Raw genomic sequence first — 15,075 nt, 5'->3', positions numbered from 1 at the left:
TATGACTTCGATATGTTTTTACTTTGAAGTTCACCAGCCATATCGCTTAAAAAAATATCTTTCAAGCGATATCGGATCGGGTGTCGGTTATTTTGACGACGTTAAAAACCGGGAGATCATTCGCAAGGTCGGAGATAGGTGTTATATTCCTACAATCGATAAGTTATTACGACTTCGTAATAAGTATGGGAATAAATTTAAGGTGAGTTTTTCCATAACGGGAACCGTTATGGAACAGTTGAAAGAATGGTACCCGGAAGTCTTGGATAAGATCAAGAAACTGGTATCTTTAGGAGGAGTGGAACTTCTATCGGAGACATACTATCATTCCCTTGCTTCCCTCTATTCCGAGCGGGAATTTTATCGGCAAATCGAAGAACACGATAAACTGATGCGCATTGAATTCGGCGTTTCCCCGAGAATATTCAGGAATACCGAGCTGATCTATTCTAATCGCATCTCCAGTCTTGTTAATAAAGTCGGTTATAAGGGGATATTAACGGAGGGTGCGGATAAATTACTCTATGGCAGAAGTCCGAATTTCGTATATTCCGCTAAGCATATTCCGACCATGAAAATTCTGACGAAAAATTTCCAATTGAGCGAGGATATCGCGTTTCGATTTTCCGATAAAGAGTCTAGATATTTGCTTTCGCAGCCGGATGAATTTTTAAGTTGGATTCGATCACTTTCGGATAAAGGAGAAATCGTTAATCTATTCATGGACTTCGAGAATTTCGGGGATCATAGATGGATTGATGACGGGATATTCGAATTTTTGGAAATCATTCCGGATGAACTCTTTTACCAGGTATTTAATCGATCCGGTTTCCGATTTTCGACGCCTTCCGAGGTCATTAATCTCTATGATTCTCGAGACACGATCGATATGGGAGATCTGGTTTTGGCGGAAGACGAGTATGTGTCTGAATGGATCGGAAATTCAATGCAGCAGGAAGCTCTAGAAACTCTTTATGCATTGGAAAAGGATGTCTACCGGAAAGGTACGGAGGAATGCTTGGATTTATTCGGAAGGCTACAAACGTCCGATAATTTTTATTCTATGGGTAATCGATTTTTTGATCGCGAGCAATTCGGGCAGAAAGCATTCGCACCGTTTTTTACACCAAATGAGGCGTTCGAATCTTATATGAACGTGCTACAGGATTTTAAACTGAGAATTCTTCGATAAGGTATAGAGCTGATCATATGCGCGGTCGTCATAGTAAACTTTGGAAATTATTCGAATCCAATTCGAAAGTAAACGAGAAATTATTAAGGAGATCCATTGCTCGAAGGCTCGAATATGATTTGGGTAAATACAAACGGACTATCAGGAATCAGGATTTATACCAGGCAGTGGCTCTGAGTATACGCGATATCCTGATCAGTCGGTGGAATGAATTTCAGGATTCCGTTCGAAGTGTCAGAGGTAAAAGGGTATATTATATATCTATGGAATTCCTTATCGGAACCCTTCTTGAGAGTAATCTTGTCAATTTGGGTTTGAGGGATCTAACTGAGAAGGTTTTACGGGATTTCGGGTACAATTTGGAAAAGATAGCGAGAGAGGAGCATGATGCGGCGTTAGGAAACGGCGGACTAGGTCGTTTAGCGGCCTGTTTCTTAGAAAGTATGGCTACGCTTAATATTCCTTGCCAAGGAAACGGAATTCGATACGAGTACGGCATATTTCACCAAAAGATAGAAGACGGGTATCAAATAGAGGCTCCGGACAATTGGTTAAGTCAGGAAAATCCCTGGGAAATTTCCCGTTTCGATTTATCTTACCCGGTACACTTTTACGGCTCCGTCGTTAAGAAAAATCTTCCCGATGGCAAGACGGAATCTCTTTGGATTCCCGGAGAAACGATTATCGCGCAGGCTTACGATATATTGGTGCCCGGTTATAATACTAAGTCCGTCGCAAATCTTAGGTTATGGAAGTCTAAATCGAGCGCCGAGTTCAATTTAGACTATTTTAACCATGGAGATTATCTCAAAGCGGTCGAGGATAAGGAAAAGGGAGAGAACATTTCTAAGATTCTATATCCGAACGATAATATCATTCAAGGAAAAGAACTTAGACTGAAGCAGGAATATTTACTTACCAGTGCGACTATTCAGGACGCATTACACACGTTTATAGAGGAGGAGGATGGCGATCCTGTTTGGGAACATTTGCCGGAGCGGACCTTCTTTCAGATGAACGACACTCATCCTTCCTTGGGAGTCCCGGAGCTTATGAGGCTTTTAACGGACAAACATGGACTCCAATGGGAAAAAGCTTGGGCGATTACGAAAGAATGTTTCGGTTATACGAATCATACGGTTATGCCTGAGGCTTTGGAAACGTGGAACGTGGATTTATTGGGGTGGTTATTGCCTAGACATCTCGAGATCATCTATTCGATAAATTACTATTTTATAGAACATCTGAAGAAAAGAGGAGAAAAGCAGGATACTATCGCGAATCTTTCGCTGGTTAGCGAGACTATCCCTAAAAGTGTTCGCATGTCCCATCTTGCGATCATCGGATCGACGTCCGTTAACGGAGTATCAGATTTGCATACTTCGATTATAAAAGAGAAATTGTTCCCCGATTTTGACCGTATATATCCCGGTAAATTCCGAAATGTGACGAATGGAATCACTTATCGTCGATGGCTTCTCGTATCGAATCCGGGCCTAACAAAATTGATCAGTGATTCGATCGGAAAGGAATGGCAGGCGAACTTAAATGCATTACATAAATTGGAACCTTTCATTTCGGATGCCGGCTTTCGGGAGAAATGGAGGCTCTGTAGAAGATCGAACAAGATCCAGCTCGCCTCGATTATATCCCGCTCTTGCGATCAGAAAGTCGATCCGGATTCCATTTTCGATGCTCAGGTTAAGAGGATTCACGAATATAAGAGACAGCTATTGAATGTCTTACGAATTATAAGAGATTATAGACGAATTATAGACGACCCTAACTTGGATTATACTCCCAGGACGATTATTTTTTCCGGGAAAGCGGCTCCGGGTTATTATAGAGCAAAGAAAATCATAAAATTAATCCATTCCGTCGCGACGGTAGTAAACGGAGATCCGAAAGTACGAGACAAGTTGAAAGTGGTTTTTTTACCGGATTATCGGGTAAGCTTAGCGGATCGAATTTTTCCCGCGTGCGACGTTTCCGAACAAATTTCCACAGCCGGAACGGAGGCGTCTGGAACCGGAAACATGAAATTCGCATTAAGTGGAGCGATTACGATCGGCACTTTAGACGGGGCGAATATTGAAATATTAGAAGATGTTAAAGCTGAAAATTTTTACATATTCGGAAAGACCGTTTCGGAATTGGCGAAGATGAAAGCGGAAGGTTATTCTTCTGTTCTATTATACGAACAAGACGCTCTGGTTCGCGAGTTGGTAGATTCCCTTCGGGACGACTTCTTAGCGGGGAATCCGGCGGACTTATTCGAGGATTTGGTTTCTTCGATTACGGATGAAGGAGATCGATATTTTATTCTTGCGGATTTACATTCCTATTTGGAACAGCAGGATTTAATTTCGCGGGATTTTAAGGATACGGGAAACTGGACGAGGAAGTCTATTATAAATACTTGTAAGAGTATAAGATTTTCTTCCGATAATACGGTTCAGAAATATGCCGATCAGATATGGAAGGTTCGGCGTGTTGTTTGTTAGGACGCATTTCTCGAAAATACGGTATTCGATTTTGCAATTTTTAGAGCGGCGGTTCTGCTCTTTAGGATTTCCCACCATAGGACGCTCAAAATGCCTATGATCGTAACCAATATCGCATCTTGAGATTTCACTTGAGCGAATCCGAATAGCCTCGTTAGGAACTCGACTTTTATCGTGGAGACCATGAAAATTAGGACGAACAATAGTAAGATATAGAAAATGGGTGAAATTGATTTTACTCTCCGGTAGAAAGGCTCCGTCCAGGAGAGATTTGTGAGAATTAAAAATACGTTTCCGGATATGATGCAGATGAATCCCAACGTTCTACTTTCTTCCTGATTAAAACCTTGGTATTTTGCATAAAAATAAACGAATAGAACTGCAATCAAAGACACGAGTCCTCTGACGAGGGAAACGACTCCCGTGCGGAGATCGATGATGCTATCGTTGGAAGCTCGCGGAGGTCGATGCATCCCGTTCTTTTCCTCTTCTTCACCTTCGAAAATTAAAGAACAAGCCGGATCGATGATCAGTTCCAGAAAAAGGACATGCGCAGGGAACAGGAATAGGGGAATAGCGAAGATTGCCGGTAGTAACGACATTCCTACTATAGGTACGTGAACCGATAATACATAGATAATTCCTTTTCGGATATTATCGTAGATTCTGCGACCTAGACTGATTGCATCCACCAATGCTGAAAAGCTGTCGTCTAACAAAACGATATCGGAGGCCTCTCGAGCGACGGCCGTTCCTCTTTTACCCATGGAGATCCCGATATGAGCGGCCTTTAATGCAGGGGCATCATTCACACCGTCTCCGGTCATCGCGACAATTTCTCCGTTGGACTGAAACGCCTGAACGATACGCAGTTTTTGATCGGGAGTGATTCTAGAAAAGATTCCAACCTCTTCGACTCTTTTACTAAGAGCCTCATCATTCAAAGAATTCAAGTCGGCACCGGTTAAAACGGATTCTGCGAAGGGAATTCCGGCCTTCTTTGCGATACTTTTTGCGGTTCCGAGATGATCGCCGGTGATCATTACGACTTTTATGCCTGCTCCGATGCACTTTGAAATCGATTCCGGCACCTCTCGTCGAACCGGGTCTTCCAGGCATACCAACCCTAAAAACTCGAATATAAAATCATGCTGCTGCGACGGCAATTTTTCGGAGTGTATATTAGCTTTGGCCACTCCCAGAATTCTGAGACCTTCCGAGGATAGTCTTTCCACGATTTCTGAAAAGTTTGCAGTCGTATCGGCGTCTAAATGGCAAAGATCGAAGATTGCTTCGGGCGCTCCTTTCGTTCCTATAACAAGATCTTGATTGTCGCCTTGTTTCCAGGCATAACTTAACGCGGCGAGTTTGTCGGAAAGAGGATATTCCTTCTCAAGATCCCAGTTCGTATGCAAATGTTCCGTTCCGGCCAATGTCAAAATGCCTAGATTTCTGATCCCTTTTTCCATCGGATCGAACGGATCTTGTTTGGATGCTAGTAAAGAAAATTCTAATATGGAATGAAATTCTTCCGGCAGTATCCTCATATTTGAATTGCAATCCAGATAGGATCCGCCCTGGGAATTCGGAACATATAATTTACGAACTTCCATTTTATTTTCAGTAAGTGTTCCGGTCTTATCCACGCAAAGAATCGTTGCCGCTCCCAGTGTTTCGATGGCCCCTAAGGTTCGAGTTAAGACCTTGACTTTCGAGATTCGCCAGGCCCCTAAAGATAAATAAATGGTAAGGATAATAGGAATTTCTTCGGGCAGGATCGCCATGGAAAACGTTAAGCCTGCAAGAAACGCCTCCAGCCAATTTCCGGTTCGGACACCTAATCCGGCCACGATAAGACAAAAGAAAACCGCCGCGAATATGGTGATCCGTAAAGTTAGCTTTTTTGCCTGCCTTTGAAGAGGAGTGTCTAGGGTCTGAATTTTTCCGAGAGCTTGGCCGATCTTTCCGACTAGTGAAGAAGACCCTGTCGCCGTTACTGTAAAGATCCCTTCACCTGCAACTACTAAGCAACTCGCGTAAACGGATCGGGAGGAATCCTCGACGAGGGGATCCGAATCATCAGCGGTTCTCTCAAGTAGGCTTCGTTTAACAACGGGAACTGATTCGCCCGAGATTAAGGACTCGTCTATTTGCAAATTAAGATCTTGAACCAAAAAACCGTCAGCCGGTATACGTTCCCCTTCCCGAATGAATACCAAATCCCCCGGGACGATTTCTTTCGCGGAAATCGACGATTTTATCGAGTCCCGAATTACTACTGCAAACGGAATCGAAAGATCCCGTAACGAATCTAACGCGGTTTCTGTTTTATTCTTTTGGAATATTGTTATGGAAATTACCGCTATTACGGCGATACAAAGAGCGACGGCTTCTTCGGGTTTGCCGAGAAGTATATATAAACCTCCGCATGTCAGCAGGAGGAAAATCATCGGTTCTTCCAACACGGACAGGATCGTCCGAAAAAGGGAAGACGACTCTAATTTCGGCAATTCATTGGGGCCGACCTCCGAAAGTAATTTCTTGGCTCTTTCGGAGGTCAGGCCTGAGAGCTTACCGGCGTCGACGACTGACATGCAGATAAATCAATATATCCTCGATTTTAAAATCCGGCGGCCTATTGACCGACGGAGAAAACTTTATTTAATTTCGATCTTCTTCGTTTGACCTTTTTCATCTTCCGACTTGGGCAGAGTCAAAGTAAGAATTCCGTCTTTCATAGACGCGTTTATTTTATCGGCAAGAACGGATTCGGGCAATTTAAAAGAACGAAAGAAACTTCCATGTGTGCTTTCATGCAGATGGTACTCTTCCTTTTTTTCATCGTGCGATTCTTTCTTTTCGCCTTTTAAAGTTAGGACATGCCCTTTGATTCCGATTTCGACTTCTTTGGAATTGTATCCGGGAAGTTCCGCCTCTAAAATGTAAGAATCCTTATTCTCTTTAAGGTTTACTTTCGGAAGACTGCTTTTCATGAATGACGGTCTAGCCCAAAGTTTGAAATTTCCAAAATCCATAAAGAGGTCCTCTAAAGATCGATCGATCTCCCGACTGAATTGCTGGAATGGTTCTAGGAATCTAGAATGTTCCACATTTCCTTCCTTCGGTTTAACTTGATTGACTTCGGCATTTGCCATATTTTTATCCCTCGATTACTCCTTCTGATTCAATAACTATCAGAAGTGAATTTCTATTATAATATAGCACAAAGCCTTCATTCTATTAAATGATAAATATCTCGATTTCTTTATGATTTTTATCAAAAGTGCGTTTTAAGACCACGATTGAAGTCTTTAAAATATTAAAGGATGACTGCAACTTCCAATCAGGAAGCGTGATTCGTTTGGATAAATGAATTCAGAATAGATAAAGTTTTTTACTTTGACGGATCGCTATTCTCTGTAAGCATACCCATTAGGGTATGTAAATATGAAGGAAATCGACGTCCGTACGCAACTAGTTCATAGGATTCATAGAATCAAAGGTCAACTCGAAGCCATTGAAAAAGGCCTTTTTGACGAAGAGACGGATTGCGAGAAGACGCTTATGCAATTGAAAGCGGCTAGCCAGGCCTTAAAGAAGTTCGGCGAAGCTTATATGCACGCTTACATGGAGAAGTGCTTCGTAGAAAGGAAGGGGGCCTCGAATATAAGAGAGAATGTCAGAAAGGCGATCAAAACGGCCTTTTCTCTATAATCGTAATGTAGTTGGGGGAAGCATAGTCGGGCCGCAACTTATATAAAAAGGGTAGTCGACCGAATATCCGAAGCCCGTTATAAAAAAGTTTCCCTGTTTGCTAACCTTAACCCTTACCGGACAAGGTCAGCAAACGAAAGATCTGACTCTTACTGTTTTTTAACCGGACATGTGTTTAGATGGAGTACCGAGTAGAGCGGGCACCATCCGATCAATCCGGTAGCAAGCGGAATGATTCCTATGGCCCCTAACCAACTTTGGGCTAGGAAACCCCAAGCAATAATGGCTACTCCCGCAACCAACCGTAAAATCCTATCTAGATTACCTTCGTTGATTTTCATATAAACCTCCGTTTATAATAGCAAGCAATATCCTATAAAATCTATTTTCCACCTTTAATCTTAAATAGGATAGTTGATAATTATCTATTTTTACATTATATTCCGTTAATTCTTATTCGGAATAGACCCTCGATTCATTAAAAACCAATAATATATCGCGGGAATGGCAAAACGGCTCAGTAACGTTGCGGCAATTTCGCCGAAGATTAAGGAAATCGCTAATCCTTGAAAGATCGGGTCGAATAACATCACAGAACTTCCGACTACCACTGCCGACGCGGTTAGTAGCATCGGTCTAAATCTTACTAATCCGGCGTTGATAACTGCCTGTCTGAGCGGCGTTCCGCTATCTAGCTCGGAATTGATAAAATCCACTAGGATGATCGAGTTACGTACGATGATTCCGGCCCCGGCAATAAATCCGATCATTGAAGTGGCCGTGAAATATGCGCCTAAAAGCCAATGGCCCGGTAAAATTCCGATTAGCGATATCGGTATGGGCGCCATGATGATTAAAGGAACTACATAATCTTGAAACCAGCCTAGTACTAGTACGTAAATGATCAACATGACTATCGCGAACGAAATACCCAAATCTCGAAACACTTCGTAAGTTATAAACCATTCCCCGTCCCATTTTACGATCGCCTCGTTCGATACCGACGGTATCTCCGACGTAAAAGTCGGATGCTTAACCTTATCGGAGAGATTTAAAATTCCATAAACTGGTGATTCTTCGGCTCCTGAAAATTCCGCAAAGACGTATTCCAGAGAGCGTAAGTTTTTTCGATTTCTAATCCTATTCTCGTGCATCGCAGGTCGATCCAACACTTTATCCGCTTGAATCGAACCGTTTTCTAAAGTGCTAACATTCAGTTTTGCAAAAGGAGTTTTGGAAGTTCTCGCCGAGTCTTTTAAGGAAAGTGAGATAACAACGTCCTCCGAATGGTTTGTTTCGGACAGGGTGGATAAAGAAGTTTCCTGAAAAACGTAATTTGCCGCCTGTGCGATCGTTACGGCTTGAACTCCTAAATTTCCTGCGGCAACATAATCGAACGGGAAAACTATCGTCGGTCTTTGAACGCGTAAGCTCGAATCGATATCTACGACACCCTTTTGCATGGATAGGGATTTTCGAATTTCAAATGCAACCTCTTCTCGCTCCTTTTCCGTCGGAGCGTACACCTCGGCTACGAATGTAGCTAGCACCGGAGGGCCGGGCGGTATTTCTAAGACCTTAGTGATGGCGTTATTTTGTTCGCCGAACTCGGTTATGCTAGGTCGCAATGATTCGATTATATCGTGGCTTTTTTTATTCCGTTCGTTCTTATTTTTTAGAACGATATGCAAATCCGCCTGCCATTCCTTGTTTCGTAAAAAGCTGTGTTTGACCATCCCCGAAAACGAAAAAGGCGCCGGGTCTCCGACAAAAATTTGGATTTTTTGAATATTCGAATTATTGATAATAGAATCAGCTAATATTCGAGTATATTTAGTCGTTTTTTCAAGAGGTGTTTTCGGGTCATAGTCGATCAATACTTGAAATTCCTCTTTGTCGTCGAAGGGAAGCATTTTTACCTTCACGAATTTGAAAGCAACCAAACTAAAGGAGGTCAGTAGAAGGATAATGATTGATAGCCCGAAAAGAATCGCGTTTTTCCTGGAGTAAAGCAGCCAGGCAGTAAAACTTTCATACAGTAAATTTAGCATCGAATCTTTGACCGGTTTCTTTTCGGTCTTCGAATGTAGCTTTAAGAATCGAACGGAAGCCCAGGGAGTTACTATAAAAGCTACGAGCAAGGATAGAATCATCGCTAAACTTGCTCCGACCGGAATCGGTTTCATATAGGGGCCCATCAGGCCCCTCACGAATGCCATCGGTAAAATTGCCGCAATCACGGTAAATGTCGCCAATATCGTGGGATTTCCTACTTCGGATACTGCTTTTAGCGTTGTTCTTACGATTCCCTGACCGGGCTTTAGCTTTAGGTGTCGCTCGATATTCTCCACCACTACGATCGCATCATCGACTAAAATTCCTATCGAGAAGATAAGAGCAAACAGGGTTACTCGGTTAAGCGTGTACCCTAAAAAGTAGTAAAGAGCGAGAGTTAAGGATAATGTGACCGGAATCGAAATGGAAACGACAAATGACGCTCGAATTCCCATCCAGATCGCAATTAGTACGGAAACCGAAAACGTTGCGATCAACAGGTGTTCTATCAACTCCGTTGACTTATCGCCTGCAGTAGCGCCATAATCCCGTAACACCGTCATCGCGATATCGTCAGGAAGATCTTTCGCAAGAAATTTGGATCGTTGAAGTATTTCTTGGGAAAGTTTCGCTATATCCGTTCCTTTCCTTTTTGAAAATAAAATAGTTACCGCGTTGCGGTGGGCTGGACCGAACGATTTATCCAGGATCGAGGATTGTCTAACTTTTTCTTCCGCACCGTCGCGAACCTCCGCTACGTCCGACACGCGAACGACATTGCCTCCTCGACGAACCAGTGGTGTGAGTGCGATCTGCTTAGAGTTCGATATCGGCGTTCCGATTTCAATATCGTACAGGAAATCCTTTCCCCAATTTTTACCGGAAGGCATAAATCCATTGTTTGCGCGGATTCCGTTTGCAATATCAGAAATACTTAATCCGAAAACCTGCATTTTCTTCGGATCTGCAATTACGCGGACTGCTTCTTTTCGCCCTCCCAGTAGTTCCATGCGGGCGATATCGGGCGTACTGGATAATTCTCTAGCAAGCGGCGCAACGGTTGATCGTAACGAAAAATCGTCTCTTGTTTCCGAACTAAAGGTCAGCGCTAAAAACGGCACATCGTCTATCGTGTATGAGCGAACGTTGGGTTCTAAAACGTTCGGGGGTAGGGAAGATTTAATTTCCATCAAACTATGATGTATTTTGACAAGCGAGGGTTCCAACGGTTCGCCAACCTTAAATCGCACGGTAATTAAGGCTCCGTGATCGGAGCTGGCCGAATAAACATATTCGACACCCTCTAAACCCCAGACGGCTCGTTCTATCGGTTCAACGACTTTCCTTTCGGTCTCCTTTGCGACAAATCCGGGACTCGCGATATGAATGTCAACCATCGGAACCGAGATTTGAGGCTCTTCCTCTTTCGGGGTCAACGTTACCGCTAACACTCCTAATAGAATGCTCGCGATCGAAATGACCGGAGTAAGGCGCGAATTGATGAAAAGGTCCGCGAGTTTCCCCGCAAATCCTAAGGCGGATTCTCGTGTGTTATTCATTATAATTCTCTAAATTATTATACATGTTTAACTCCGCCCGAATCTTTAAATATTCCGAGTTGAGATTGACGTTTGAAATTAAAGCCTCCGCAGTTTTCCCGAAAACGTCGGCTAATTGCAAAGAATGAATTGTTCCCGTTCGAAATAGTCGCAGGCTTAAGTCGAGCTGTTCTTCCTGCGTTTTAAGCGAATCTAACGAAAGTAGAATATTCTTTCTCAGCGTATCTTCTTGAAAAAGAAGCACCCGAAAGTTGCTTTCTTCCTTTAGTCTAATTTCATCGGCTTTCTTACGAGCAGCGTCCGCCTTCGTTTTAGCTTCCTTGACCGCGCCGATATCGGACGGATTCAGTAGATTCATTTGTAAGTAAAGGCCGGTATTGTACGATGTCGCGGTAGTTCGGCTTCCGTCATACGCGTAGGCTTCCGCATAGGCGCCTACCTTCGGCAAAAATCTGGCTTTTTCCGCATCGACTCCTATGAGTGCGCTTTCCGCATACGACGAGTAGGCATTCGAGAGGGAGGTACTAGTATTGGAATCCGACTTCGGAAAAGGGAGATATTTATCTGAAAAATTTATATTATTATCCGACGACGGAGTAAATTTGTCCGGAAGAAAACCGCTGAGTAACTTCAACATCTCCATAGCCGCCCGTCCTCTGGATAAGTAATCTCCTCGCATCGCCTCTAATTTCAACCGAAGAGACTTGATCGCTAAAGCGCCGGAATATTCTGTGGGATTTCCCGAAGCTCCGATCTTATAGAATTTAGAAAATTGATCGATTCTCTTGATTAAGCGTTCGATAGCGTCCCTCGCTTCGAACACGTTTCGAACCGATTGGTAAGCGACGGCAGTTTCATAATATTCTTTTTTTAGAATATATGCGGCTTCATACCTGCTCCCGTCCGCTATTTTTTGTTTCATTTTAGAAAGATTGCTCTTCGATCCGCCTTCGTAAAGAGCCACGTCGATTCCAAGAGTTCCTCGAGAATAGGTATTGCTCCCGGGATGATTTAAAGTATCCTTGGCGGCGATGTTCAAAGAATTCGGATTCAAATTCTGATAGGGAAGATTATTGGAATCCAAATAATTGGACGGCCTTTGTCGGACGCTAAGAGTGGAAAAGTCTGATTCTCTCGCCGCTCTCTGCCCAAGTTTGCCTTGGAAATTCAATCCCGGATCGTCGGTATTATAATTTCTTAAATCGGTGTAGATTCTAGGAAGCCAGTGCATATCCGAATTTTCCTTTGCGATCTCCGCGGCCCGCACTTCGAGGGCCTTCGCTTTTATCGAAGGTGAATTCGTTTTTACTTTTTCCCAGATTTCCGGAAATCCGAGGCTCTCGTCACCTTTTGGCGAGGAAATGCTAATTAGATATACCCCCAAGAGTATGAGGGCTCTAACGAGGGTGTTCATTCTTACTTCTCCCTAATCGGGGTGATTTTGCATCCGGTAGGGACCCCTATTCTTTTAAGTAGAAATGCCATCAGGCAAAAACCGGTACCTGCATATAGAATCATATTCAAAGCGACCAAGAGATTTAGCAGGTAACCCCATTGCGTGATAAAGAAGCCGACCGATACTCCGATCAGAGAAAAAATACCCCCGATTAAGAAAAGGAATCGTTCGATATGCCAATTTGTTTCCGTTTTCATATATACCCCCATAGGTATGTTATTTACAATATACCTATGGGGGTATATTGGTTGTCAATGTTTTTTATCGTATCTGAATCAAAAAAACGGAAAGAGAGAGAGAGGGGGTTCTATTCCGAAACGGGAGGAGTTGGAAACAATGCCTTCGAGACGTGACGATGAGAGAGAAGGCCCGAACTCTCTTCATCGGATCGGATAACCGGAAAATCCGTATATAAGAAATCGGGAAAGATATGCGACTTAGATCGAAAAATCGATCACGTTATCCAATTCTTGGGAGTTTCGGACCCGTACCTCATTTTTTTGATATACGATGGAATAGGAAGGTACGCTTTGCGTTAACCAAGCGTTTCCGCCGATGATACTGTTTCGTCCGATGACAGTTTCCCCGCCTAGAATAGTGGCCCCGGCATAGATAATTACGTTTTCTTCGATCGTCGGATGTCGCTTCAATTTCGCCATGTTTTTGCTGACAGATAAGGCGCCTAACGTTACTCCTTGGTAAATTTTCACGTTATCGGCGATAATCGAGGTCCCTCCGATGACGATTCCGGTTCCATGATCCATAAAAAAAGACTTACCGATCGTTGCTCCAGGATGAATATCGATGCCGGTTTTTTCATGCGCATATTCGCTTAACATTCTTGGAAAGATCGGGACTCCTAAACCGTGAAGGAAATTTGCGACTCTATGAACTGCAATAGCATAAAAACCGGGGTAGGCAAGTATGACTTCCTTTACGCTTTCCGCAGCAGGATCACCTTCGTAGGCGGCCAATGCGTCCTGCCAAATAAGCTCGTATAAATTCGGAAGATTCTTCTGAAAATTTGCGAGTACATCGTTAACGTTAAGAGCGCTTGAGACAGAAGTCGAAAGTAAATAAGGCTGAAGTTTATCCTTGGCTTCGGAAATAAATAACGCAACGTTATCTTCCACTTGTACGATATCGCTAAATGTCGAGTCGGAGAAATAACCCGCAAAAATGATATTGAATAAGTCCTGGATAAAGTTGCTTGCTACCTGCCGGCCGCCGTATCGATGTGCGTTTTCACTTTGTTTCTGATAAATAGATTCTAGAAAATTTCTATACTGCGGATCATCTGATTGGTTCTTGAGGGAAGTTCGATTGAATGCATCTGAACCCATGGTTCGTCCTCTCTTTACGCGTATTCTATTATTATGGATGATATTCTGTTAAAACGAAAAATAGTAAACAAAATTCAAACAGGTTCGCGAGTTATTTCAGCATATTAGACTAAATTCTCTTGTGAATAGAAGGCAACGCGACTCGAACTTTCGTCATGTGCAATATCGAAATCGAGACTCGAGGTTTTCATTCTTCGAAATATCGCATCGTTTACGGTTTATCTTTCTGAGTCGTTTTTTTCGACTAGAGCGGAAGGTTTGGATTCGAACGGCAAACGCATCAAATCCGTTTCTTGTTAGTCGGTAGAATTCGGTTTAAAAAAGAAATCCTGAATTAGATGCGAGATTTTGAAAGATATTTGAATCCTTTTTGCGCAAAGAAAAGATAGGCGACCGAGAGAAAGGAAGAGACGCCGATGAAAACTTTATCGAATACGTTAGTTAGTCGATCTTTACGATGGAATAGTTTTTGGAATCTTTGCGTCGGAACTTGGATTTTGATTTGGCAGGGATTCGCTTATCTTTCTGCCTTTGAGGAAAAGCAGGAGATTTTATTTACTTTCGCCTTGGCTCTTTTTCATTATATATTCGCAATATGGTATTGGAAAGGGAGGATGTTAATTTCGTTCGCCGCCGCGTCCGTTCCGGCTAGACTGTTTATAGCGCTCTATTATTCGATCGTCGCGTTTTTATTTTATTTCTTAACTCCTTCCTCGTCGGTTCCGAGTTCTTTCAGATTTTTTTTTCTCTTTTATCTCGCCGTACAATCGATGATCGATGTTTTGGGGGCCATCGTTACTCGGAAGTCGTTAAAGGATGAATTACACGAAATAGAAAGTCAAATCGGGAAAGAGCTAAAGTTTGAGCATAAAAATCGATTCCTGTTCGCGTTTTATATGTTCTGTTTAGGACTTTGGATCTTATTTTTTACCGACGGGTTTCTACGATTTTTCCATTTTTCGGATAGTCTCTTTTTCGGTTGGAAGAACGATAAAATTCTTCTCGGCCCGATCCATATTCTTGCCGGGCAGATTATTCTTCTTGCATATTATAATTTTATAGCGGTGCGATATCGATTGGATCCCTTGATTGCCGCAGGGATTCGAGGGGGCGCATTCAGTTGCTTCTTTTTGCTGATCTTCGTATTACTCGGACTATTGCATCCTTTAATCCTTTTATTACCGATCGTCGACTTCATAAGTTTGATTTCCATTTTGTTCCTGAAGCTAAAAAAAAGGAATTCTTGAATCGC

At 42.8% G+C, this 15,075-nt stretch carries 11 protein-coding genes; 4 read left to right on the top strand and 7 right to left on the bottom strand.

What is annotated here, in order from left to right:
* Position 1 precedes the first annotated feature (1 nt).
* Complete coding sequence (locus LEP1GSC058_RS18765) at positions 2 to 1,192, top strand: glycoside hydrolase family 57 protein (RefSeq protein WP_016551202.1); 1,191 nt, start codon at positions 2 to 4, stop codon at positions 1,190 to 1,192.
* A 17-nt stretch (positions 1,193 to 1,209) separates the two neighbouring features.
* Complete coding sequence (locus LEP1GSC058_RS18760) at positions 1,210 to 3,696, top strand: glycogen/starch/alpha-glucan phosphorylase (RefSeq protein WP_016551211.1); 2,487 nt, start codon at positions 1,210 to 1,212, stop codon at positions 3,694 to 3,696.
* On the opposite strand, the gene LEP1GSC058_RS18755 is transcribed toward LEP1GSC058_RS18760, so the two are convergent.
* Both LEP1GSC058_RS18755 and LEP1GSC058_RS18750 read right to left on the bottom strand, forming a co-directional pair.
* Positions 3,693 to 6,290 (bottom strand): cation-translocating P-type ATPase, encoded by a 2,598-nt coding sequence (locus LEP1GSC058_RS18755; RefSeq protein WP_016551111.1) that lies wholly within the window; start codon positions 6,288 to 6,290, stop codon positions 3,693 to 3,695. The two genes, LEP1GSC058_RS18760 and LEP1GSC058_RS18755, sit on opposite strands and share 4 nt — an antisense overlap.
* Positions 6,291 to 6,353: 63 nt before the next feature.
* Complete coding sequence (locus tag LEP1GSC058_RS18750) at positions 6,354 to 6,851, bottom strand: Hsp20/alpha crystallin family protein (RefSeq protein WP_016551328.1); 498 nt, start codon at positions 6,849 to 6,851, stop codon at positions 6,354 to 6,356.
* 292 nt (positions 6,852 to 7,143) lie between these two features.
* On the opposite strand from LEP1GSC058_RS18750, the gene LEP1GSC058_RS18745 reads away from it, so the two are divergent.
* Positions 7,144 to 7,410, top strand: a complete 267-nt coding sequence (locus LEP1GSC058_RS18745; protein WP_016551377.1) for a metal-sensing transcriptional repressor — start codon at positions 7,144 to 7,146, stop codon at positions 7,408 to 7,410.
* Between the two features lie 149 nt (positions 7,411 to 7,559).
* On the opposite strand, the gene LEP1GSC058_RS18740 is transcribed toward LEP1GSC058_RS18745, so the two are convergent.
* The 5 genes from LEP1GSC058_RS18740 to epsC all read right to left on the bottom strand — a co-directional run bounded on the left by LEP1GSC058_RS18740 (position 7,560) and on the right by epsC (position 13,823).
* Entirely contained in the window at positions 7,560 to 7,751 is a 192-nt protein-coding gene (locus tag LEP1GSC058_RS18740) for a YgaP family membrane protein (protein ID WP_016551142.1), read from the bottom strand.
* A gap of 105 nt (positions 7,752 to 7,856) precedes the next feature.
* Positions 7,857 to 11,024 (bottom strand): efflux RND transporter permease subunit, encoded by a 3,168-nt coding sequence (locus LEP1GSC058_RS18735; RefSeq protein WP_016551227.1) that lies wholly within the window; start codon positions 11,022 to 11,024, stop codon positions 7,857 to 7,859.
* Positions 11,017 to 12,438: a TolC family protein gene (locus tag LEP1GSC058_RS18730; protein ID WP_016551308.1), complete on the bottom strand. Its 1,422-nt coding sequence runs from the start codon at positions 12,436 to 12,438 to the stop codon at positions 11,017 to 11,019. The genes LEP1GSC058_RS18735 and LEP1GSC058_RS18730 overlap by 8 nt, the downstream gene beginning before the upstream one ends.
* A gap of 2 nt (positions 12,439 to 12,440) precedes the next feature.
* Positions 12,441 to 12,677 (bottom strand): hypothetical protein, encoded by a 237-nt coding sequence (locus LEP1GSC058_RS18725; protein WP_016551081.1) that lies wholly within the window; start codon positions 12,675 to 12,677, stop codon positions 12,441 to 12,443.
* Between the two features lie 240 nt (positions 12,678 to 12,917).
* Complete coding sequence (gene epsC / locus LEP1GSC058_RS18720; RefSeq protein ID WP_016551318.1) at positions 12,918 to 13,823, bottom strand: serine O-acetyltransferase EpsC; 906 nt, start codon at positions 13,821 to 13,823, stop codon at positions 12,918 to 12,920.
* 416 nt (positions 13,824 to 14,239) lie between these two features.
* On the opposite strand from epsC, the gene LEP1GSC058_RS18715 reads away from it, so the two are divergent.
* Complete coding sequence (locus LEP1GSC058_RS18715; RefSeq protein WP_016551262.1) at positions 14,240 to 15,070, top strand: hypothetical protein; 831 nt, start codon at positions 14,240 to 14,242, stop codon at positions 15,068 to 15,070.
* Positions 15,071 to 15,075 lie beyond the last annotated feature (5 nt).

The sequence above is a fragment of the Leptospira fainei serovar Hurstbridge str. BUT 6 genome (assembly GCF_000306235.2).
Lineage (GTDB): Bacteria > Spirochaetota > Leptospiria > Leptospirales > Leptospiraceae > Leptospira_B > Leptospira_B fainei.
Note: the sequence above shows the minus strand (reverse complement) of the source record. Positions and strands in the feature narration are given on the sequence as shown.